The sequence below is a fragment of the Pseudonocardia yuanmonensis genome (genome assembly GCF_039542425.1).
GTDB classification, from domain to species: domain Bacteria; phylum Actinomycetota; class Actinomycetes; order Mycobacteriales; family Pseudonocardiaceae; genus Pseudonocardia; species Pseudonocardia yuanmonensis.
On sequence record NZ_BAABIC010000002.1, the window covers coordinates 158592 to 179478 of the forward strand.

Sequence of the window (20887 nt, forward strand, 5' to 3'; positions counted from 1 at the left end):
CGGTCATCCGTCCTCGCCGTCGCGCAACGCGGGGGAGCGGGCCAGCACGACCACCCCGAGGACGATCAGGGCCGCGGCCACCAGGGCCGCGGCCAACCGCCACCCGGTCGCCGTGGTCTCTCCGAACACGAGGACGCCCCAGAGCACGGCGACCAGCGGGTTGGTCAGCGTCACGCCCGGCCCCGCGGCGACGAGCGTGCCGGCGGCCAGCGCGTTCTGCAGCAGGTAGAAGGCCACCAGGCCGGCGGCGACGGCGGCGTACGCCTGCCAGGTCGTCAGCGCGGCCGCGGGGCCCTCCGGCCCGATGCGCCGGCCGGCGGCGGCGAAGAGCACCCCCGCCAGCCCGTACCCCGCCCCGCTCGCGACGCCCAGCAGCGCCGCCCGCGGTCCGGGGCGCACCCGCCAGGCGACGGCCGTCAGCACGCCGACCAGGACGAGCAGCGCGCCGACGCCGATCGCCCACGTCGCGCCGGTCACGGCGAGCGGGTCGCCGCGCTCGGGCGCGAGGAGCGCCACGAACCCGCCCAGGGCCACGGCCAGCAGCGCCACGGCGCCCCAGTCCCGGGCGGTGAGCCGGTGGCCGAGGAACAACGCCGAGCCCAGCACGGACAGCGGCAGCTCGGTGATCAGCACGGGCTGCACCACGGCGAGCTGGCCCAGGGACAGCGCCGCGACGTGCAGCCCGAGACCGACGAGGCTCGTCAGCACACCGAGCAGCCACAACGGCCTGCGCAGCAGCCGCACCAGCAGGCGCACGGACTCGTGGGGGTCGCTCTTCTCGTGGCGCGCCGAGCCGCGTTGCAGCACGTCGCCGGCCGCGGCGGCCAGCCCCGCCGCGGCGGCCAGGCCGATGGCCAGCCCCGTCACCGCACGTCCTCCCTCCCCGCTCTGCAGCGGGAGTACCCCGCCCACCCGCCTTCGAGCGCGGGCAGGGAGCGGCGATACCTGAAACGGGGCGCGGTAAACCCGGCGGACGGACGCCCGTGTCCGCGACCTGCGTCACCGGCCGCTACCGCCGCAGGTACGCCCGCCCGCGGGGGCTGAGCCGGTAGCCGACCTCCAGGCTCTCCGTGAGCCCGAGCTCCTTGAGCTTGCGGACGTCCCGCTTGAACGCCGCGGTCTCCCGCCCGAGGCGGGCGGCCAGGTCAGGCGCCCGGACGCCGGGGTTGTCCGCGATCAGCGCCAGCGTCCCGGCGGTCCACGGCCGGGTCCGGTCGAGCCGGGCCAGCCGGGCGTCGAGCTCGGCCCGCGCGGTGGCGTCCACCTCCGCCGAGCGCAGCGCGATGCGGGGGTCCGGGCCGTCGAGGTGCAGGTCCACCCGCCAGACGCGGCCCTCCCGACGGTCCAGCATCGCCCGCAGGTCGGCCAGGTCGGGGTGGCCGGCGGCGCGGGCGTCGGCCTCGGTCAGGTCGGCGGGCTCGACGGGTTCGACGGCGCTCACGGCGAGCACCCCGACGGCCGTGCGCAGCCGGGTCCCCGGCCTGACCCGCGGCCGGTCCCAGCGGCGGAAGGCGCAGGTGATCGCGCCGGCGGCGATGCCGTCGAGCGTGGGGCGGCGGAGCAGCACGGCGAACCCCCAGGTGGAAGGTGGTCGTGAGCGGCACCTGCCGTTCTAGGGGCAGCCGGCGCTCACGGGAAGGGTTGAGCGGGGGAGACGCAGAAACCTGAGCCGGGTCACACCTCGCGTCCGGGCGGCGGGGGGTCGCTTCCGCATAGACTGGACGAACGTCCGGTGACGTGTGCGGGTCAGCAGGGAGGTGTGTGCGGTGAACGCCGACGAACGCCGCTTCGCGGTCCTCCAGGCGATCGTGGCGGACTACGTCTCGACCCAGGAACCGGTGGGCTCCAAGGCGATCGTGGAGCGCCACAACCTCGGGGTCTCCAGCGCCACGGTACGCAACGACATGGCGGCGCTGGAGGAGGACGGGCTGATCGCCCAGCCGCACACCAGCGCCGGCCGCATCCCGACCGACAAGGGCTACCGGCTGTTCGTCGACCGGCTGGCCCAGGTCAAACCGTTGTCGGCCGCCGAGCGCAAGGCCGTCCAGACCTTCCTGGAGGGCGCGCTCGACCTGGACGACGTGCTCCGCCGCAGCGTCCGGCTGCTCGCGCAGCTGACCCGGCAGGTCGCCGTCGTCCAGTACCCGACGCTGACCCGGTCCACGGTCCGGCACCTCGAGGTCGTCCAGCTCACACCCGCGCGGCTGATGCTGGTGCTGATCACCGACTCCGGGCGGGTGGACCAGCGGATGGTCGACCTGGGTCAGGTCGTCACCGAGGAGGACGCGGGCCGGCTGCGCACCCTGCTGAACCAGGCGCTGGCCGGCAGGCGGCTGGCCGACGCGTCCGCGCGGGTGGCCGACCTGCCGCACTCCGTGCCCAAGGAGCTGCACGACGTCATGCTCACCGTGTCCACGGTGCTGATCGAGACGCTGGTGGAGCATCCCGAGGAGCGCCTGGTCCTCGGCGGCACGGCGAACCTGACGCGCAACTCCGCGGACTTCCCGGGATCGCTGCGACAGGTCCTCGAGGCGCTCGAGGAGCAGGTGGTGGTGCTGAAGCTGCTGGCCGCGGCCCAGGACCCGGGCCTGGTCACGGTGCGCATCGGCGAGGAGAACGAGTCGGCCGACCTGCACACGGCCTCGGTCGTGTCGATCGGCTACGGGCCGGGCACCGTCGTGGGCGGAATGGGCGTCGTCGGGCCGACCCGGATGGACTACCCGGGCACGATGGCGGCGGTGCACGCCGTCGCCCGGTACGTGGGTGAGATCCTGGCGGGGCGCTAGCGCCCCACCGGGCCGAGCCGTCGAGCGGTACTGAGCTGTCGAGCACAGAAGGATCATGGGGACTTCGAGGGTGGCACGGGACTACTACGGCATCCTGGGCGTCGAGCCGGGCGCGGATGCCGCCGAACTGAAGCGGGCCTACCGCAAACTGGCCCGGGAGCTGCACCCGGACGTCAACCCGGACCCGGGCGCGCAGGAGCGCTTTCGCGAGGTCAGCACGGCCTACGAGGTCCTCACGGACCCGGAGAAGCGGCGGATCGTCGACCTGGGCGGCGACCCGATGGACAACGGCCGCGTCGGCGGCGCGGGCGGGGGGGACCCGTTCAGCGCCTTCGGCTTCGGCGACATCATGGACGCGTTCTTCGGCGGCGCCGCGGGCGGCCGCTCCCGGGGCCCGCGCAGCCGGGTGCAGCCCGGGGCGGACGCGCTCATCCGGATGCAGCTCACGCTGGAGGAGTGCGCCACGGGCGTGCAGCGCGAGCTGACCGTGGACACCGCGGTGCTGTGCTCGGAGTGCGGCGGGGACGGCTGCGCCCCGGGCACCCGCCCGCACACCTGCGAGACCTGCGGCGGCCGCGGCGAGGTGCAGAGCGTGCAGCGCTCGTTCCTCGGCCAGGTCGTCACCTCCCGCCCCTGCCCGACCTGCCGGGGCCTCGGCGAGGTCATTCCCGAGCCGTGCCGGCAGTGCGCGGGCGACGGCCGGGTGCGCTCGCGGCGCAGCGTCGGCGTGCGGATCCCGGCCGGCGTGGCCGACGGGATGCGCGTGCGGCTGGCGGGCCAGGGCGAGGTCGGCGCGGGCGGCGGCCCGGCCGGCGACCTGTACGTCGAGGTCGAGGAGATCCCGCACGAGGTCTTCCAGCGCGACGGCGCGGACCTGCACGTCCGGCTGCCGCTGCCGATGACCGCGGCGGCGCTCGGGGCCACGCTCCCGCTGCCGATGCTCGACGGCTCCACGGAGGACCTGCACGTCGAGCCGGGCACGCAGGCCGGCACGCTGCGCACGCTGCGCGGGAAGGGCATGCCGCGGCTGCGCTCCACGGGCCGGATCGACGGCCACGGCGACCTGATCGTGCACGTCGACGTCACCGTCCCGACCAAGCTCGACAAGGAGCAGACCGAGCTGCTGCGCCAGCTCGCGAGGCTGCGCGGCGAGGAGCAGCCCGACCTTGCCGTCGGCGCCCGGAACGGGCACGGGCTCTTCGCCCGGCTGCGGGACTCCTTCCGGTAGTGGGCGGTCGGTGAGCACCGCCCCGCTGTTCCTGGTCGGGGAGCTCCCGGAGGCCGGGACCGTGCTGCTCGACGGGCCGGAGGGCCGGCACGCCGCCGCCGTCAAGCGGATCCGGGTCGGCGAGGTCGTGCAGCTCGGCGACGGCCGGGGCGCCGTCGCCCGGGCCCACGCGGTGTCCGTGGCCAAGGACTCGGTGGAGTTCGCGCTCGACGAGGTGGTGCGGCACCCGGCGCCCGCGCCGCGGGTCGTGCTCGCGCAGGCGCTGGTGAAGGGCGACCGCGGCGAGCTGGCGGTCGAGCTGGCCACCGAGGCGGGCGTCGACGCGATCCTGCCGTGGCGGGCGGCGCGCTGCGTCGCGCGCTGGGAGCAGGGGCCGCGCGGCGAGAAGGCCCTCGCCCGCTGGCGCTCCACGGTCCGCGAGGCCGGCAAGCAGGCCCGACGGCCCTGGATCCCCGAGGTGGGCGAGCCCGTCACCACCGCCGACCTGGTCGCCCGCGGCGGTCCCGCCCTGGTGCTGCACGAGAGCGCGGGGGCCGTGCTGTCCGCCGCCGACCTGCCGGCCGAGGGCGAGGTGCTGCTCGTCGTCGGGCCCGAGGGCGGGGTCTCGGACGAGGAGCTGACCGCCCTCACCGCGGCCGGGGCGCGTCCGGTCCGGTTGGGCCCGGAGGTGCTGCGGGCCTCGACCGCCGCGGCGGTCGCGCTGGGCGCGATCGGGGTGCTCACCCGGCGCTGGGCCGTCCGGTCCGCCGACCGCCCGGCGTGACGCGAGCCACGTGGCGCACACCGCACCGACTGCGTGACGTGGCAAGCACCTGGTCTAGTCTCGTGGCGGCTCACCCACCCCCCTGGTGAGCACCCGGTCCCGCAGCCCGTGCACGGCGCCGCGGGGGCCGCCGGACGAGGCGGCCGCGCCGCGACGGTCCTCCCCCCGGTCGTCGCGGCGCGCCACGGGGAGTCAGTAGGTTCCCGCTCATGGGTGTCCTGCAGGAGCTGCTCTCCGCCTTGTCCTCCCGGCGCGTCGAGGTCGTCGACCTGACCGCTCCGCTGCACTCCGGAACGCCGATCCTGCAGCTGCCGCCGCCGTTCGCGAACACGATCCCCTTCTCGCTGTCCGAGATCAGCCGCTACGACGAGCGCGGCCCCGCCTGGTACTGGAACGACATCCACACCGGCGAGCACAGCGGCACCCACTTCGACGCACCGGTGCACTGGGTGACCGGGCGGGACGGCGAGGACGTCTCCCAGGTCCCCGCGGGGCGGCTGCTGGCCCCGGCCGCGGTGCTGGACTTCTCGGCCGAGTCGGCCGCCGACCCGGACTTCCTGCTGGAGATCGACCACGTCAAGGCGTGGGAGGCCGAGCACGGCCCGCTGCCCGAGGGCGGCTGGCTGCTCTACCGGACCGGCTGGGACGCCCGCTCGGCGGACGCCGAGGCCTTCCTCAACGCGGACGAGAACGGCCCGCACACCCCCGGCGTCTCGGTCGAGTGCGCGACCTGGCTGGCCGAGGAGGCGCCGATCATCGGGTTCGGCACCGAGACGGTCGGGACGGACGCCGGGGCCGCGCACTCCTTCGACCCGCCCTTCCCGTGCCACTCCTTCCTGCTCGGCGCGGGCAAGTACGGGCTCACCCAGCTGCAGAACCTCGCGACGCTGCCGCCGACCGGGGCGGTGCTGCTCACCTCGCCGCTGCCGATCGTCGGCGGCTCGGGGTCGCCGGCGCGGGTGCTGGCACTGGTGGAGAGGTGATCGTCCCGTGATCGTCTCCGAGCTCGTCGGACGGACGCTCGCGGAGCTGGGCGTCGGGCACGCGTTCGGGGTGGTCGGGAGCGGGAACTTCCACGTCACGAACGCGCTGCGGGAGGCGGGCGTCCCGTTCACCGCGACCCGCCACGAGGGCGGCGCGGCGACGATGGCGGACGCGTTCGCCCGCATGTCCGGCCGCCCGGCGGTGCTGTCGGTGCACCAGGGCTGCGGGCTCACCAACGGCCTCACGGGAGTCACCGAGGCCGCGAAGAGCCGGACGCCGCTGATCGTCCTCGCCGCGGACACCGCCGGGTCCGCCGTGCGCTCCAACTTCCGCATCGACCAGGACGCGCTGGTCGCGGCCGTCGGTGCGGTCGCCGAGCGGGTGCACTCGCCGGAGACCGCGCTCGCCGACACCGTCCGCGCCCACCGGACCGCCGTCGAGCAGCGCCGCACGGTGGTGCTCAACCTGCCGCTCGACGTCCAGGCCGCGCCGGCCGAGCCCGCCCCGCTGCCCGCGCTCCCGCCCGTCGCCCCGCCGCGGGCCTCGGCCCAGGGGATCGCGGCCCTGGCCGCCCTGCTGGACGGCGCGCAGCGGCCGGTCTTCGTCGCGGGTCGCGGCGCCCGCGGGGCCCGGGAGGAGCTGCGCGCGCTCGCCGAGGCGTCCGGTGCCCTGCTCGCGACCTCGGCGGTGGCCTCCGGGCTGTTCCACGACGACCCCTGGTCGCTCGGGATCTCCGGCGGGTTCGCCTCGCCGCTGGCGGCCGAGCTGATCGCCGACGCCGACCTCGTCGTCGCGTGGGGGTGCGCGCTGACGATGTGGACGACCCGGCACGGCCGGCTGATCGGCGAGGGGGCGCGGGTGGCCCAGGTCGACCTGGACGTCGACGCGCTCGGCGCCCACCGGCCGGTCGACCTCGGGGTGGTGGGCGACGTCGCCGCCACCGCCGCGGACCTGCTCGGCGCGGTCACCCGCCACACGGGCTACCGGACCCCCGAGGTCCGGGCGGCGATCGGCGAACGCGTGCGCCTGCGGGACGTCCCGTACACGGACCTGACCGGCCCGGAGGGCATCGACCCGCGGACGCTGACGATCGCGCTCGACGACCTGCTGCCCGAGGAACGGGTCGTGGCCGTCGACTCGGGCAACTTCATGGGCTACCCGGCCGCCTACCTGCAGGTTCCCGACGAGTTCGGGTTCTGCTTCACCCAGGGCTTCCAGTCGATCGGGCTCGGCCTGGCCACCGCGGTCGGCGCGGCGCTGGCGCGCCCCGACCGGCTCGCCGTCGCCGCACTCGGCGACGGCGGGGCGCTCATGGGTGCGGCCGAGCTGGACACGGTGGCCCGGCTGGGGATCCCGATGGTCGTCGTGGTCTACGACGACCGCGCCTACGGCGCCGAGGTGCACCACTTCACCGACGCCGACCACACCACGGTCCGGTTCCCGGAGACCGACATCGCCGCGATCGGCCGCGGGTACGGGCTCGACGCGGTGACGGTCCGCGAGCCGGGGGACCTCAAGGGGGTCGCCGACTGGTTGGCGGGCCCGCGGAGCCGCGCGCTGCTGGTCGACGCCAAGATCGCGTCGGACGGCGGGTCCTGGTGGCTGCAGGAGGCGTTCCGCGGGCACTAGGGGGCACCGGGGGCACCGGGGCCGGGGGCACTGGGGGCACTGGGGGGCACTGGGGGCACTGACGGGCACTGGGGGCAATGACGGGCACTGGGGGCAATGACGGGCACTGGGGGCACTGACGGGCGCCTGGCGGGGCGTCCGCGGCGACCGCTCGAGGGTGAGCCTCGCGACGGCCGAATGGTGGGGCGGAGTGTCGGTGCCCGGCGGTAACATCGAACCGCCGACACCGCAGGGCACCCCCGTCACGGGGACCACAGAGCAGCAGGAAGCAGGCGACAAGACCACGTGACGCAGCCGGACCCCGTCCAGTCCCGCATCGCAGTCCCGGACACCGCGCTGCTCGCGCTGCTCGGCTCGAGAGACGAGTCCTTGCGCACCGCCGAGGAGCTGCTGGCCGCGGACGTGCACGTCCGGGGCAACGAGCTGACCCTCTCGGGCGAGCCCGCCGACGTGGCGTTCGCCGAGCGTGTGTTCGCCGAGCTCATCACCCTCGCCGAGCGGGGGCAGCAGGTCGGGTCGGACACCGTGCGCCGGACCGTCGAGATGCTCGGCGAGGCCGACCCCGCGGTCGCCGCCGTGCGCGGCGAGTCGCCCGCGGAGGTGCTGAGCCTCGACATCGTCTCGCGTCGGGGCAGGACCATCCGGCCGAAGACGCTGAACCAGAAGCGCTACGTCGACGCGATCGACGCGAACACCATCGTCTTCGGGATCGGCCCCGCCGGTACCGGCAAGACGTACCTGGCGATGGCCAAGGCCGTGCAGGCGCTGCAGGCCAAGCAGGTCAACCGGATCATCCTGACCCGCCCGGCCGTCGAGGCGGGGGAGCGGCTCGGCTACCTGCCGGGCACGCTCTACGAGAAGATCGACCCGTACCTGCGCCCGCTGTACGACGCCCTGCACGACATGGTCGACCCCGAGTCGATCCCGAAGCTCATCGCCGCCGGGACGATCGAGATCGCGCCGCTGGCGTACATGCGCGGCCGCACGCTGAACGACGCGTTCATCATCCTCGACGAGGCGCAGAACACCACGCCCGAGCAGATGAAGATGTTCCTGACCCGGCTCGGCTTCGGCTCGAAGATCGTGGTCACGGGCGACGTCACGCAGATCGACCTGCCGGGGAGCACCCGGTCGGGCCTGCAGGTCGTCCAGGACATCCTGTTCGGGGTGGACGACGTGGCCTTCCCCGAGCTGACCAGCAGCGACGTCGTGCGGCACCGGCTGGTCAGCGACATCGTCGACGCCTACGCCCGCTTCGACGCGGACCAGAACCGGGGGCAGCTGCGCAGCGCCGCCCCGCGCACCGGCCCACCGCAGGACCGCCGCTCCCGCCGCCGCTGAGCGGCGCCCGCGGCCTCCGGAGGCCCGAGGTCCCGGTCGCGGGCGGCGGTCAGGAGGCCGCCTCGTCCCGGCCCTCGACGACCGGGGGCCAGGTCGTGGCGCCGAGCTCCCGCGAGATCGTGCGGGCGGTGTGCCGCAGCGCGTCCGGGGCGCCGGGCGGCAGCGGCCACTCCCCGGCGGGCACCACGAGCCCGATCGCGCCCGCGACCACGCCGTCGGCCGCGGCGACGGGCGAGGCCAGCCCGCACTCGCCGAGCACGGCCTCCTCGACCTCGGTGGCGAGCCCGGTGCGGCGTACCGCGGCCAGCTGCGCGTCGAGCGCCCGCGACTCGGTCACGGTCTCGCCCGTCATCCGACGCGGCCGGTCGGCGCGTTCGCACGCGCCGTAGGCCAGCAGCGCCTTCCCCACCGCGCAGGCGTGCGCCGGCACCACGATGCCCACCTCGGTCATCTGCCGGCTGCCGTCGGGCCGGGGCTCGTGCCCGACCACGATCGCGTCGCGCTGCAGGGCCACCGCCACCCGCACCGCGCACCCCGTGCGCCGGGCCAGGTCCTCCGCCCACGGTTGGGCCCGGGCCCGCAGCTCGAGGTTGTCCAGGTAGACGTTGCCCAGCCGGAGCGTCGCCGGCCCGAGCCGGTAGAGGCCGGAGTCCCGCTCCTGGACGACCATGCCGTGCGCGACCAGCGTGCGGACGAGCCCGTGCACCGTCGAGGGGGCGAGCCCGCAGCCCGTCGCGATCTCGCCGAGGCTGCGCCGCCGCGCCCCCTGCAGCACCGCCAGCACCCGCAGGGCCCGGTCGACGGACTGGATCACCACTCGCTCCTTGTGTCGTGCGCCAGGTCACAGTAGCGTCCGACAGGTCTTCGGCATAGCCGAACGGGCTTCGGGTGCGACGGAGGACCCCATGAAGAAGCTGATCAACGACCCGGCCGACATCGTCGTCGAGGCGCTCAGGGGGATGGCCGCCGCGCATCCCGAGCTCCGCGTCGACCTCGAGAACCGCGTCGTCTTCCGCGGCGACGCGCCCGTCCAGGGCAAGGTCGGCCTGGTCTCGGGCGGTGGCTCCGGGCACGAGCCAATGCACGGCGGCTTCGTCGGCCCCGGCATGCTCGACGCGGCGTGCGCCGGCGAGGTCTTCACCTCGCCCGTCCCGGACCAGATGGTGGCCGCGACGGAGGGCGTCGACGGCGGCGCCGGGGTGCTGCACATCGTGAAGAACTACACCGGCGACGTCATGAACTTCGAGATGGCGGCGGAGCTGGCCTCGGCCAAGACGGGCGTCGAGGTGCAGGCCGTGGTCGTCGACGACGACGTCGCCGTGCAGGACAGCCTCTACACCGCCGGTCGCCGCGGCGTCGGCACCACGGTGCTGCTGGAGAAGATCGTCGGTGCGGCCGCCGAGCAGGGCCGCAGCCTCGCCGAGGTCGCGGACGTGGCGCGCAAGGTGAACGACCGCGGCCGCAGCATGGGCATGGCCCTGACCTCGTGCACCGTGCCCGCCGCGGGCCGCCCGACCTTCGACCTGCCGGACGACGAGATGGAGATCGGCATCGGCATCCACGGCGAGCCGGGCCGGCGCCGCGTGCCGCTCGCGCCCGCGAAGGAGATCGCGGAGATGCTGGTCGAGCCGATCCTGGCCGACGCGGACTTCACCTCCGGGCCCGCGATCTGCTTCGTCAACGGCATGGGGGCGAGCCCGCTGCTGGAGCTGTACCTGATGTACGGCGAGGTCGCGGCGCTGCTGGAGCGCGCCGGGGTGCAGGTCGCGCGCTCGCTCGTCGGTCCCTACATCACGAGCCTGGACATGGCGGGCTGCTCGGTCACCCTGCTCCGTGCCGACGACGACCTGATCGGTCTCTGGGACGCGCCGGTCCGCACGCCGGGCCTGCGGTGGGGCGCATGACCACCTCCGACCAGCTCCTCGGCTGGGTGCGCGAGTTCGCCCGGCAGGTCACCGAGCACCGCGACGAGCTGACGGCGCTCGACTCCGCGATCGGCGACGCCGACCACGGGATCAACATGGCCCGCGGGATGGGCGCGGTCGTCGAGGCGCTCGAGGCGAACCCGCCCGCGACCGCCGGTGCGGCGTTCAAGCAGGTCGGGATGACGCTGGTCAGCAAGGTCGGCGGGGCGAGCGGGCCGCTGTACGGGACGTTGTTCCTGCGCTTCGGCACGGCCGCCGGCGAGGTCACCGAGCTCGACCCGGCGGGCTTCGCCAAGGCGTTCCGGGCCGGGCTCGAGGGGGTCGTCGCGCGCGGGCGTCCGGAGGCCGGGGACAAGACGATGTACGACGCCCTGGCCCCCGCGCTCGACGCCCTCGACGAGGCCCTGGCCGGCGGCGGGTCGCTGGGTGACGCCCTGCGGGCGGCCTCCGCGGCCGCCGACGCCGGCCGGGACGCCACGATCCCGATGCTCGCGCGCAAGGGCCGGGCGAGCTACCTGGGCGAGCGCAGCGTGGGACACCAGGACCCGGGGGCGACGTCCGCGGCCCTGCTCGTCGCCGCCGCGGCCGCGACCCTGGGGTGAGCGGGTGACGCAGGGCTCCGACGCGGGCGGTGCCGGTGCCGCCGGTGCCGCCGGTGCCGCCGGTGGTCCGGCCGGGGGCGCGGGGTCGCCGGTCGGGCTGGTGGCGGTGTCGCACAGCCGGGCGCTCGGCGAGGCGGCGGTCGCGCTGGCCCGCGAGATGCTGCACGGCCCCGAGGGCGAGGCGGTCCGGATCGAGGTCGCGGCGGGCCTCGACGAGACGACCTTCGGCACGGACGCCACCGCGGTCGCCGGGGCGATCACGGCGGCCGACGCGGGCGCGGGGGTCGTGGTGCTGATGGACCTCGGCAGTGCGGTGCTCTCCGCGGAGCTCGCGCTGGAGCTGCTCGACGACCCGTCGGCCCGGGACCGCGTCCTGCTCTGCCCGGCGCCGCTGGTCGAGGGGCTGGTGGCGGCCGCCGTCGCCGCCGCGGGCGGGGCGGACCGGGCCGCTGTCGCGGCGGAGGCGACGGCGGGCGCGGACGCGAAGGCGGCGCAGCTGGTGCCGGTCGAGCCGGCGCCGGGTGAAGCGGCCGCGCAGCCCGGCGCGGGCACCGGGCCGGGCGCAGAGGTGGAGGCCCGACCGTCCGGGCCGGAGCCACGCGCCGGGGGCCTCGACGAGGGCGGCGTGGAGGCGACCGGGACCTTCGTGGTGACGCCGCCGCACGGCCTGCACGCCCGCCCCGCGGCCCTGCTGGTCCAGGCCCTGCGCGGGCTCGACGCGCAGGTCGAGCTGCGCGATCCGCGCGCCGGGCGCGGGCCGGTGCCCGCCGCGAGCCTCACCGGCGTGGCCTCGCTCGGCGCCGGCGCGGGCGCCGAGATCGAGGTGCGGGCCCGCGGGCCCGAGGCGCAGGAGGCGGTCGACGGCCTGCTCGGCCTCGCCGCCGGGGGCTTCGGCGAGGGGCCCGCGGCCCCGCCTGCGCCGTCCGCCGCGCCGGCGCCCACGGCTCCGCTCGCCCCGCCGGCTCCGGCGGCAGCCGCGCCGTCCGGCACCGCCGCCGCGGCCGCGCTGGACGCGGGCGGCCCCGCGGCTCCGGGGCCGGGGACTGCCGCCGAGCAGGGGAGCGGGCCGTTCCCCGCCGCGCCCGGCATCGCGATCGGCCCGGCCCGCCTGCACCGGGCCGTGGAGCTGCGGATCCCCGACGAGAAGGCGGAGGACCCGGAGGCCGAGCGGGAGCGCCTGGACCGCGCCCGGAACGCGGCGCGCCGCACGATCACCGCGGTCCGCGACGCCACGCCCGCGTCCGAGGCGGCGATCTTCGACGCCCATTTGCTGATGCTCGACGACCCCGCCGTGGTCGACGCCGCGCACGCCGGGATCGCCGCCGGCTCCGCGGCTCCCGCAGCCTGGGCCGCCGCCGTCGACGACGCGGAGCGCACCCTCGCCTCCCTGCCCGGCGAGTACCTGCGCGCCCGGGCCGCGGACGTCCGGGCGGTCGGAGACGAGGTGCTCCGCGCCCTGCTCGCCGACGCCACGGCCCCGACCGCGCCGGCCTCCACCCCACTGGTCCCGCCGGGCGCGGCGGTCCCGCCGGGCACGCCGACCCCACCGGCGCCGTCGGGCGTACCGACCGACCGGATCCACGCCGACCCCATCACTCCACCCGCGGTCCTCGTGGCCGCCGACCTCACCCCGGCCGAGGCGGCGGTGCTGGACCCGGAGGCCGTGGTCGGGGTCGTGCTGGCCGGTGGCAGCGCCACCGGGCACGCGGCGATCCTGCTCCGCGCCCGCGGCATCCCGGCCGTGGTCGGCGCGGGTCCCGCCGTGCTGGACCTGGCCCCCGGCACCCCCCTCGCACTCGACGGCACGGCCGGCCGCCTGGTCGTCGACCCGTCCGCCGAGGTCAGGGCGGTCTTCGGGGCCCGGTTCGCCCGCCGCGCCGAGCAGGCGGCCGCCGCGCGGGCCCGGGCGCACGAGCCGGCCCGCACCCGCGACGGGACCGAGATCCTGGTCGGCGTCAACGTCGGCGCCGACGCCGCCGGCGCAGTCGGCACGGGCGCGGACCTCGCCGGCCTGGTCCGCACCGAGTTCCTCTTCCTCGACCGGGCCGAACCCCCGGGCGTCGACGAGCAGGAAGCGGCCTACCGGGCCGTCGCCGAGGCGCTGGACGGGCGCCGGATCGTCCTGCGCACGCTCGACGTCGGCGGCGACAAACCGCTGCCCTACGTGCCGATGCCCGCCGAGGCGAACCCGTTCCTCGGCGTCCGCGGGCTGCGCCTGGCGCTGCGCCGCCCGGAGCTTTTCGCCGACCAGCTCCGCGCGATCGTCCGGACCGCCCACGCGACGCCGGTGAGCGTGATGTTCCCCATGGTCGGCGTTCCCGCCGAGCTGCGGGCCGCGCGGGCCGCCCTCGACGAGGCGATCGCCGTCGAGGGGCGCGGCCGCCCGCCGGGCCTCGAGGTCGGGATCATGGTGGAGGTGCCGGCGGCGGCGCTGACCGCGGCCGCGTTCGCCCCCGCGGTGAACTTCCTCAGCATCGGCACCAACGACCTCACCCAGTACACGCTCGCGGCGGAACGCGGATCGGCCGAGGTGGCGGCCCTCGCCGACCCGCTCTCCCCGGCCGTGCTGCAGCTGATCGCGGCGACCTGCCGCGGCGCGTCCGGTGCGATGGTCGCGGTCTGCGGCGAGCTCGCCGCCGATCCGGCCGCGGCCCCGCTGCTCGTCGGGCTCGGCGTCCGGGAGCTGTCCGTCGCGCCGCCCGCGGTCGCGCTCGTCAAGCAGGCCGTCCGGGAGGTCGACGCCGCGGAGGCGGCCGCGCTCGCGGAACGGGCCCTCGCCGCCCCGGACGCCGCAGCCGTGCGGGCCCTGCTCGTGGCCGACGGGACGGACTGACCGCGATCGACCACCGGAGTCGACCGTCCGGCCCCGACCGGGGTGCGACTACCCTCGTCGGGAGTCCGTCCGCCGACGTCGCCCCCGAGAAGGTTGGTCCGAGAACCGTCGTGAGCATCGAGGTCGTCAACGAGTCCGGCGTCGCCGTCGACGAGTCGCTGATCGTGTCCGTCGCCCGGTACGCGCTCGACGCCATGCGGGTCAGCCCGGCGGTCGAGCTGGCGATCACCGCGGTCACCCTCGACACCATGTCCGAGCTGCACGAACGGTGGATGGACGAGCCCGGCCCCACGGACGTCATGTCCTTCCCGATGGACGAGCTGGTCGAGGACACCCGCCGCCCGGACGCACCCGAGATCGGCCCCGCGCTGCTCGGCGACATCGTGCTCTGCCCGGCGTTCGCGAGGGACCAGGCGGTCAAGGCCGGTCACACGCTCTCCGACGAGCTGCACCTGCTGACCGTGCACGGCGTGCTGCACCTGCTCGGCTACGACCACGCCGAGCCGGACGAGGAGCGCGAGATGTTCGCCCTGCAGAACAGGCTGCTCCACGACTGGCGCACCGAGCGGGCCCAGGCCGCGGCCCGCGAGGCCCAGCGGCGCAGCGACTCCCGTGTGCTGGGTGCCGTCGGGCTCGACGACCCGGCCGGCCCGACCGAGCCGCGCTGACCGCGCCCCGCCCGAGGACCGCAGGAGAGTAGATGAACGCCGCCGGCCTGCTCGCCGTCGCGATCGTCCTGATCCCCGTCGCCGGGCTGTGCGCGGCGGCCGACGCCGCGCTCACCTCGATCTCCCGCGCCCGGGTCACGGACCTGGTGCGGGCGAACCGGCCCGGGTCGCGCGCGCTGTCGAAGGTGGTCGACGACCGCGCCCGCTACGTCAACCTGCTGATCCTGCTGCGGTTGATGGGCGAGACCGTCGCGACCGTCCTGCTCACGATCGCGCTCGCGAGCTGGTTCGACCCGGCCTGGCTCGGGGTGCTGCTCGCCGCGGTGATCATGGTCGTGGTCAGCTACGTCCTGATCGGCGTCGGTCCGCGCACGCTCGGCCGCCAGCACCCGTACGCCCTCGGCCTGGCGGTCGCGGCGCCCGTGCGGATCGTCGCCACCCTGCTCAGCCCGCTGACCAAGCTGCTGATCCTGGTCGGCAACGCGATCACTCCGGGCCGCGGCTTCCGGGAGGGCCCGTTCTCCTCCGAGGTCGAGCTGCGCGAGCTCGTCGACATGGCGAGCACCAGCGGTGTCGTGGAGGAGGGCGAGCGGAAGATGATCCACTCGGTCTTCGAGCTCGGCGACACGATCGTCCGGGACGTCATGCAGCCGCGGCCGGACGTCGTCTGGGCCGAGCAGGACACGCCCGTGCAGAAGGTGGTCCGGCTCGCGCTGAAGAGCGGTTACTCCCGGATCCCGGTGCTCGGCGAGGGGATCGACGACGTCATCGGCGTCGCCTACCTCAAGGACCTCGTCGGCGCGGGCTGGGACCGGCCCGACGCGCGGCTGGTCGAGGTCGTCCGGCCGCCGGTGTTCGTGCCCGACTCCAAGCGGATCGACGAGCTGCTCAAGGACATGCAGCGCACCCGCAACCACATGGCGATCGTGGTCGACGAGTACGGCGGCACCGCGGGCGTCGTCACGATCGAGGACATCCTCGAGGAGATCGTCGGCGACATCTCGGACGAGTACGACACGGACGAGGTGCCCGAGGTCCAGCGGATCGACGGCGGCACCCTCCGGCTCGCCGCCCGGCTGCCCGTCGAGGACCTCACCGAGCTGTTCGCCGGCGAGTTCAGCGGCACCGAGCGCGAGGAGCAGCTGCGCGAGGCTCTGGCGCAGGCGGACGTCGACACGGTGGGCGGGCTGCTCGCGCAGCGGCTCGGCAAGGTGCCGCTGCCCGGCGCCGAGGCCGAGGTCGACGGCCTGCTGCACCTGCGCGGCGAGGGCGGCAAGGACGCCCGTGGTCGCGTCCGCATCACCTCCGTGCTGGTCACGCCGATCGCCGTGCCGGACGCGACCGCACCTGACCCCGTCGAACCCGCCGAACCCGAGGAGGACGCCGCCGAGGAGGCCGACGTCCGGGAGGAGACCGATGTCCGGCAGTAACCCGCCCGAGCTCGACGCCGAGGACGCCAAGATCGTCACGCTGGCGCGCTCCTCGCGCGCCCGCACCGGCGCCGCCGAGGGCGCCGCGGTCCGCGACACGGACGGCCGCACCTACGCCGCGGCCTCCGTCGCGCTGCCGTCCCTGCGGCTCACGGCCCTGCAGGCGGCCGTGGCGGCGGCGGTGTCCAGCGGGGCGCCGGGGCTGGAGGCCGCGGCCGTCGTCACCGAGAGCGGTGAGGCGGACGAGGCCTCGGTCGCCGCGGTGCGCGACCTGACCGCGGCGGCGCCGGTGATCGTGGCGGACGCCTCCGGCACGGTCGTGCGGGTGCTGACGTCCGCATGAGCACGCCCCGGTACGACCTGGTCGTCGTCGGCGGCGGGATCGTCGGCCTGGCCACGGCGTACGCCGCCGTCCGGAGCGGGCTCGGCGTCGCCGTCGTGGAGCGCGAGCCCCGGCTGGCGGGGCACCAGACCGGCAACAACTCCAACGTGATCCACTCCGGGCTGTACTACGCCCCGGGTGGGCTGAAGGCCCGGCTCGCGGTCGCCGGGTGCGCCGAGACCGTCGCCTTCTGCCGCGAGCACGACCTGCCGCACCAGGTGTGCGGCAAGCTCGTCGTGGCGACCGAGCCGGAGGAGCTGCCCCGGCTGGCGGAGCTGGAGCGGCGCGGCGCGGCCAACGGCGTCGAGACCCGTCGGCTCGACGCGGCGGGCATCCGCGAGCGGGAGCCGCACGTCCGCGGGCTCGAGGCGCTGTGGGTGCCCTCGACCGGGATCTGCGACTACCGGGCGATCGCCGAGAAGCTCGGCGAGCTGGTGGCCAAGGAGGGCGGCGAGATCCACCTGGGCCGCGCGGTCACCGGGATGGTGCGGCGCGAGACCTCGGCGCGGCCGGACGTCGTCGTCCGCACCGGGCAGGGCGACCTGCTGGGGGAGCGGGTCGTGGTCTGCGGCGGCCTGCGCTGCGACGAGCTGGCCCGCGCCGCCGGGGCGGACCCCGGCGTGCGGATCATCCCGTTCCGCGGCGAGTACTCGGGCTTCACGGACGAGGCCGCGGAGCTGGTCAAGGGCCTGATCTACCCGGTGCCGGACCCGGCCTTCCCGTTCCTCGGCGTGCACGCCACGCGCGGGATCGACGGGCACGTGCACGCCGGGCCCAACGCCGTCCTGGCGCTGGCCCGCGAGGGGTACTCCTGGGGCACGGTCAAGCCGAAGGAGCTGCTGGGCTCGCTCGTCTACCCCGGGATGCTGCGGGTCGCGAGGCGACACTGGCGCTACGGGCTGGGCGAGGTGCACCGGTCGCTGTCCAAGGCGGCGATGGTCACCCAGATCCAGCGGATGCTGCCCGAGGTCGAGGCGCGCCACCTCACCCCGGCCGGCGCGGGCGTGCGGGCGCAGGCCGTGAAGCCGGACGGCACGCTCGTCGACGACTTCCTGCTGGTCGAGCAGGGCAGGGGGCGGGGTTCGATCCTGCACGTGCTCAACGCGCCCTCCCCGGCAGCGACCGCCGCCCTGCCCATCGGCCGCGAGATCCTCGAGCGGCTCACCGGCGACAACCCGGGTCCCCTGTGACCCGCATCGACGTGCCCGTACGGGCCGAGCGGAGCGAGGCGACATGACCGCGTTCGGATCCTGGCCGGAGGACTTCCGCTCCGGCTTCGCGTGCTTCGTCGGGCGGCCCAACGCGGGCAAGTCCACGCTGACCAACGCGCTGACGGGTGCGAAGATCGCGATCACCTCGTCGCGTCCGCAGACCACCCGGCACGCCATCCGCGGCATCGTGCACCGGCCGGACGCGCAGCTCGTCGTGGTCGACACCCCCGGCCTGCACAAGCCGCGGACGCTGCTCGGCTCCCGGCTCAACGACGTCGTGCGCGAGACGTGGGCCGAGGTCGACGTGATCGGCTTCTGCGTGCCCGCGGACCAGCCGGTCGGCCGCGGCGACGAGTTCATCGCCGCCGAGCTGAGGTCCGTCGCGGGCCGCACGCCGGTCGTCGGCGTCGTCACCAAGACGGACAAGGCGCAGCCGCAGCAGATCGCCGAGCGGCTCACCCAGATGACCGAGCTGATGGAGTTCGCCGACGTGGTGCCCTGCTCGGCGGCGAGCGGGTACCAGGTCCAGCTGCTCGCGGACCTCCTGGTCGCGAAGCTGCCCGAGGGCCCGCCGCTCTACCCGGACGGCGAGCTGACGGACGAGCCCGAGGAGACGCTGGTCGCCGAGCTGGTCCGGGAGGCCGCCCTCGAGGGGGTCCGGGACGAGCTGCCGCACTCGATCGCCGTCGTCGTCGAGGAGATGATCGAGCGCGAGGACCGGCCCGCCGACGACCCGATGCTCGACGTGCACGCCACGATCTTCGTGGAGCGGCAGAGCCAGAAGGGCATCGTGATCGGCCGCGGCGGCGAGCGCCTACGGCACGTCGGCACGGCCGCCCGGAAGCAGATCGAGGCGCTGCTCGGCACGAAGATCTACCTCGACCTGCACGTCACGGTGGCGAAGGACTGGCAGCGCGATCCGCGTCAGCTGCGCAAGCTGGGCTTCTGATCCGGTTCCGGCCCGTCCGGTCCCGCCAGGGCATGCCACCCATCACCTCCCGCCGCAACTGAGGTGCCCCTCACTTCTGCCGTCTCGCTGTCAAGGTCGTCCCGCGCGGGTGAGGCCCTGGTCCAGCGGGTAGGCGAGCGTGACGCGGACGCGACGAGGGAGACGCCGATGTGCCGGTGGCTGGGGTACTACGGCAACGCGATCGAGCCGAAGGAGCTGATCTACGACACCCGGCACTCGCTGATCGAGCAGAGCAGGCGCGCCTCCCCGGACAGCGCGATCGCCAACGGCGACGGCTTCGGGCTGGGCTGGTACGGGCGGGGCCCGGAGCCGGCCCTGTACCGCAGCGAGTCGCCGGCCTGGGGTGACCAGAACCTGCGCGAGATCGCCGGCGAGGTGCAGTCCGGGCTGTTCCTCGCGCACGTGCGCGCCGCGACCGGCACGCCCGTGCAGCAGACGAACTGCCATCCCTTCCGGTACCGGAACTGGCTGTTCGTGCACAACGGCTACGTCGACCGGTGGTCGGAACTGCGCCGGGACCTGCTCTACGCCGTGCGGCCGGACCTCTTCGCGAACGTCCTCGGCAGCACGGACTCGGAGGTGCTGTTCCACCTCGCGCTCACGTTCGGGCTGGAGGAGGAGCCGCTGCCCGCGTTGGAGCGGATGGCGGGGTTCGTCGAGGCCGCAGGGCGCGCGGTGGGTTCCGAGCACCCGTTGCAGATGACCGTCGGGGTGGCCGACGGCGAGCGGCTCTACGCGGTCCGGTACGCCAGCGGCCCCGTGGTCAACACGCTCTACGTGAGCAGCGAGGTCGACGCGCTGCGCCGGCTCTACCCCGAGGACGAGCGCTGGCAGCACTTCGCCGAGGACTCCCGGGCCGTCGTCTCCGAACCGCTCACCGACCTGCCGGGGCTGTGGCACGAGGTGCCGCCCTCGTCGGCCCTCGTGCTGCAGAAGGGACCGGACGTCGAACAGCCCTTCCGGCCACGGCCGCCGGGGTGAGGGGTCAGTAGCTGTCGGTGGTCTCGATGATCCGGTAGCTGGCCGCGGTCGGGGTCTCGGTGGCGCCCGCCGCGCGCATGACGTCCGGGATCTCGCGCTGCCCGCCGAAGAACGCCTCGAAGCCCTCCCTGCTGGTCCACTCGTCGAACACCACGACGCTGCCGTCCTCGGCCTCGACGGTCGATCGGCCGGTCGCGGCGTGGGTGCGGACCGGAGGTCGTAGGCTTCCCCGGTGAGCACCCTGTACCGCGACACCGGTGTGGTGCTGCGCGTGCAGAAGCTGGGCGAGGCGGACCGGATCGTCACGCTGCTGACCCGGCGCTACGGCAAGATCCGGGCGGTCGCGAAGGGCGTGCGCCGCACCCGCTCCCGCTGGGGCGCGCGGCTCGAGCCGTTCAACCACGTCGACGTGCAGTGCTACACCGGCCGCAGCCTCGACGTCATCACCCAGTGCCAGACCCTCGACGCGTTCGGCAGCGGCGTCGTCTCCGACTACTCCCGCTACACCGCGGGCTGCGCGATGCTCGAGACCGCCGACCGGCTCGTGTCCGAGGAGGGGGGCGGGGAGACGCTGCGGGTCTACCTGCTGCTCGTCGGCGCGATCCGGGCGCTCGCCGGACGGGAGCGGGACGCCTCGCTGATCCTCGACGCCTTCCTGCTCCGCGCGATGAGCCACGCGGGCTGGGCGCCGGCGATCACCGAGTGCGCCAAGTGCGCCTCGCCGGGGCCGCACCGGGCGTTCAGCGTCGCGGGGGGCGGCGCGGTGTGCGAGGTGTGCCGCCCGCCCGGCTCGGTCCTGCCCGGCCCCGCCGTGTTCACCCTGCTCGACGCGCTGCTGCACGGTGACTGGGAGGTCGCCGACGCCGCCGAGGCCCCCACCCGCCGCGACACCTCCGGCCTGGTCGCCGCGCACCTGCAGTGGCACCTGGAGCGCCAGCTCCGCTCGCTGCCCCTCGTGGAGCGCCGCGGCGACCCCAGCCTGCGGTGAGCTCGTCTCGCTCGGGAGGCCCTGTTCGTCTCGGGCCGTTCGGGTGGTCGTCTCCGCCGAATCCGCTGCGGCCGTTCGGGTCTCCTTGGGGCGAGGTGGACAGGAGCGACTAACGCGCCGCGCCGCCAGGACGAAGTCGTTCGCAGAATCTGGCGCGGTAGCGGGG

20 protein-coding genes are annotated in these 20887 nt (G+C 75.5%); 16 read left to right on the forward strand and 4 right to left on the reverse strand.

Annotated elements, in window-relative coordinates:
- Positions 1–3: 3 nt before the first annotated feature.
- Together ABD990_RS03130 and ABD990_RS03135 are read right to left on the reverse strand one after the other, a co-directional pair.
- The gene (locus tag ABD990_RS03130) at positions 4–867 is read right to left on the reverse strand and encodes a DMT family transporter (RefSeq protein WP_345378180.1); all 864 of its coding nucleotides are present in this window, start codon (positions 865–867) and stop codon (positions 4–6) included.
- Between the two features lie 142 nt (positions 868–1009).
- Positions 1010–1567: an ASCH domain-containing protein gene (locus tag ABD990_RS03135; RefSeq protein ID WP_345378182.1), complete on the reverse strand. Its 558-nt coding sequence runs from the start codon at positions 1565–1567 to the stop codon at positions 1010–1012.
- 199 nt (positions 1568–1766) lie between these two features.
- Here ABD990_RS03135 and hrcA point away from each other — a divergent pair, with 199 nt between their 5' ends.
- The 6 genes from hrcA to ABD990_RS03165 all read left to right on the forward strand — a co-directional run bounded on the left by hrcA (position 1767) and on the right by ABD990_RS03165 (position 8731).
- Positions 1767–2786, forward strand: coding sequence for a heat-inducible transcriptional repressor HrcA (gene hrcA, locus ABD990_RS03140; RefSeq protein WP_345378183.1), 1020 nt, complete (start codon positions 1767–1769; stop codon positions 2784–2786).
- Positions 2787–2856: 70 nt separating this feature from the next.
- Positions 2857–4014, forward strand: coding sequence for a molecular chaperone DnaJ (gene dnaJ / locus ABD990_RS03145; RefSeq protein ID WP_345378567.1), 1158 nt, complete (start codon positions 2857–2859; stop codon positions 4012–4014).
- Positions 4015–4024: 10 nt separating this feature from the next.
- Positions 4025–4777: a 16S rRNA (uracil(1498)-N(3))-methyltransferase gene (locus tag ABD990_RS03150; RefSeq protein WP_345378185.1), complete on the forward strand. Its 753-nt coding sequence runs from the start codon at positions 4025–4027 to the stop codon at positions 4775–4777.
- A 209-nt stretch (positions 4778–4986) separates the two neighbouring features.
- Positions 4987–5760, forward strand: coding sequence for a cyclase family protein (locus ABD990_RS03155; protein ID WP_345378187.1), 774 nt, complete (start codon positions 4987–4989; stop codon positions 5758–5760).
- A 7-nt stretch (positions 5761–5767) separates the two neighbouring features.
- Entirely contained in the window at positions 5768–7390 is a 1623-nt protein-coding gene (locus ABD990_RS03160) for a thiamine pyrophosphate-binding protein (protein WP_345378189.1), read from the forward strand.
- A gap of 285 nt (positions 7391–7675) precedes the next feature.
- On the forward strand, positions 7676–8731 hold the full coding sequence (locus tag ABD990_RS03165; RefSeq protein WP_345378190.1) for a PhoH family protein: 1056 nt from the start codon (positions 7676–7678) through the stop codon (positions 8729–8731).
- Positions 8732–8780: 49 nt separating this feature from the next.
- Here the strand turns inward: ABD990_RS03165 and ABD990_RS03170 are convergent, their stop codons facing one another.
- Positions 8781–9545, reverse strand: a complete 765-nt coding sequence (locus ABD990_RS03170; RefSeq protein WP_345378191.1) for an IclR family transcriptional regulator — start codon at positions 9543–9545, stop codon at positions 8781–8783.
- Positions 9546–9636: 91 nt separating this feature from the next.
- On the opposite strand from ABD990_RS03170, the gene dhaK reads away from it, so the two are divergent.
- The 9 genes from dhaK to ABD990_RS03215 all read left to right on the forward strand — a co-directional run bounded on the left by dhaK (position 9637) and on the right by ABD990_RS03215 (position 19733).
- A complete protein-coding gene (gene dhaK, locus ABD990_RS03175) occupies positions 9637–10635 on the forward strand; it encodes a dihydroxyacetone kinase subunit DhaK (RefSeq protein ID WP_345378193.1) in 999 nt (332 codons plus the stop codon).
- Positions 10632–11258 (forward strand): dihydroxyacetone kinase subunit DhaL, encoded by a 627-nt coding sequence (gene dhaL, locus ABD990_RS03180; RefSeq protein WP_345378194.1) that lies wholly within the window; start codon positions 10632–10634, stop codon positions 11256–11258. Before dhaK ends, dhaL begins: the two co-directional genes overlap by 4 nt.
- Before the next feature lie 4 nt (positions 11259–11262).
- Positions 11263–14091 (forward strand): phosphoenolpyruvate--protein phosphotransferase, encoded by a 2829-nt coding sequence (gene ptsP, locus ABD990_RS03185; protein WP_345378195.1) that lies wholly within the window; start codon positions 11263–11265, stop codon positions 14089–14091.
- Between the two features lie 110 nt (positions 14092–14201).
- On the forward strand, positions 14202–14759 hold the full coding sequence (ybeY, locus tag ABD990_RS03190) for an rRNA maturation RNase YbeY (protein WP_345378197.1): 558 nt from the start codon (positions 14202–14204) through the stop codon (positions 14757–14759).
- Positions 14760–14791: 32 nt separating this feature from the next.
- The gene (locus ABD990_RS03195) at positions 14792–16189 is read left to right on the forward strand and encodes a hemolysin family protein (protein ID WP_345378198.1); all 1398 of its coding nucleotides are present in this window, start codon (positions 14792–14794) and stop codon (positions 16187–16189) included.
- Positions 16176–16532, forward strand: coding sequence for a cytidine deaminase (locus tag ABD990_RS03200; protein WP_345378199.1), 357 nt, complete (start codon positions 16176–16178; stop codon positions 16530–16532). Before ABD990_RS03195 ends, ABD990_RS03200 begins: the two co-directional genes overlap by 14 nt.
- Positions 16529–17761: an L-2-hydroxyglutarate oxidase gene (gene lhgO / locus ABD990_RS03205; protein WP_345378201.1), complete on the forward strand. Its 1233-nt coding sequence runs from the start codon at positions 16529–16531 to the stop codon at positions 17759–17761. Before ABD990_RS03200 ends, lhgO begins: the two co-directional genes overlap by 4 nt.
- A 43-nt stretch (positions 17762–17804) precedes the next feature.
- Positions 17805–18731, forward strand: coding sequence for a GTPase Era (gene era / locus ABD990_RS03210; protein ID WP_345378202.1), 927 nt, complete (start codon positions 17805–17807; stop codon positions 18729–18731).
- A 168-nt stretch (positions 18732–18899) separates the two neighbouring features.
- A complete protein-coding gene (locus ABD990_RS03215; RefSeq protein WP_345378203.1) occupies positions 18900–19733 on the forward strand; it encodes a class II glutamine amidotransferase in 834 nt (277 codons plus the stop codon).
- Positions 19734–19737: 4 nt separating this feature from the next.
- Here the strand turns inward: ABD990_RS03215 and ABD990_RS03220 are convergent, their stop codons facing one another.
- Positions 19738–19887, reverse strand: coding sequence for a hypothetical protein (locus ABD990_RS03220; RefSeq protein WP_345378204.1), 150 nt, complete (start codon positions 19885–19887; stop codon positions 19738–19740).
- Positions 19888–19965: 78 nt separating this feature from the next.
- Between ABD990_RS03220 and recO the strand changes: the two genes are divergently transcribed.
- The gene (recO, locus tag ABD990_RS03225) at positions 19966–20721 is read left to right on the forward strand and encodes a DNA repair protein RecO (RefSeq protein ID WP_345378205.1); all 756 of its coding nucleotides are present in this window, start codon (positions 19966–19968) and stop codon (positions 20719–20721) included.
- The last annotated feature ends 166 nt before the right edge of the window (positions 20722–20887 follow it).

Bases quoted from the DNA above. Each gene is read 5' to 3' on its own strand.
- ABD990_RS03155 (WP_345378187.1), top strand. From the start codon at position 4,987: ATGGGTGTCCTGCAGGAGCTGCTCTCCGCCTTGTCCTCCCGGCGCGTC.
- dhaK (WP_345378193.1), top strand. From the start codon at position 9,637: ATGAAGAAGCTGATCAACGACCCGGCCGACATCGTCGTCGAGGCGCTC.
- dhaL (WP_345378194.1), top strand. From the start codon at position 10,632: ATGACCACCTCCGACCAGCTCCTCGGCTGGGTGCGCGAGTTCGCCCGG.
- ABD990_RS03195 (WP_345378198.1), top strand. From the start codon at position 14,792: ATGAACGCCGCCGGCCTGCTCGCCGTCGCGATCGTCCTGATCCCCGTC.
- ABD990_RS03200 (WP_345378199.1), top strand. From the start codon at position 16,176: ATGTCCGGCAGTAACCCGCCCGAGCTCGACGCCGAGGACGCCAAGATC.
- lhgO (WP_345378201.1), top strand. From the start codon at position 16,529: ATGAGCACGCCCCGGTACGACCTGGTCGTCGTCGGCGGCGGGATCGTC.
- era (WP_345378202.1), top strand. From the start codon at position 17,805: ATGACCGCGTTCGGATCCTGGCCGGAGGACTTCCGCTCCGGCTTCGCG.
- ABD990_RS03215 (WP_345378203.1), top strand. From the start codon at position 18,900: ATGTGCCGGTGGCTGGGGTACTACGGCAACGCGATCGAGCCGAAGGAG.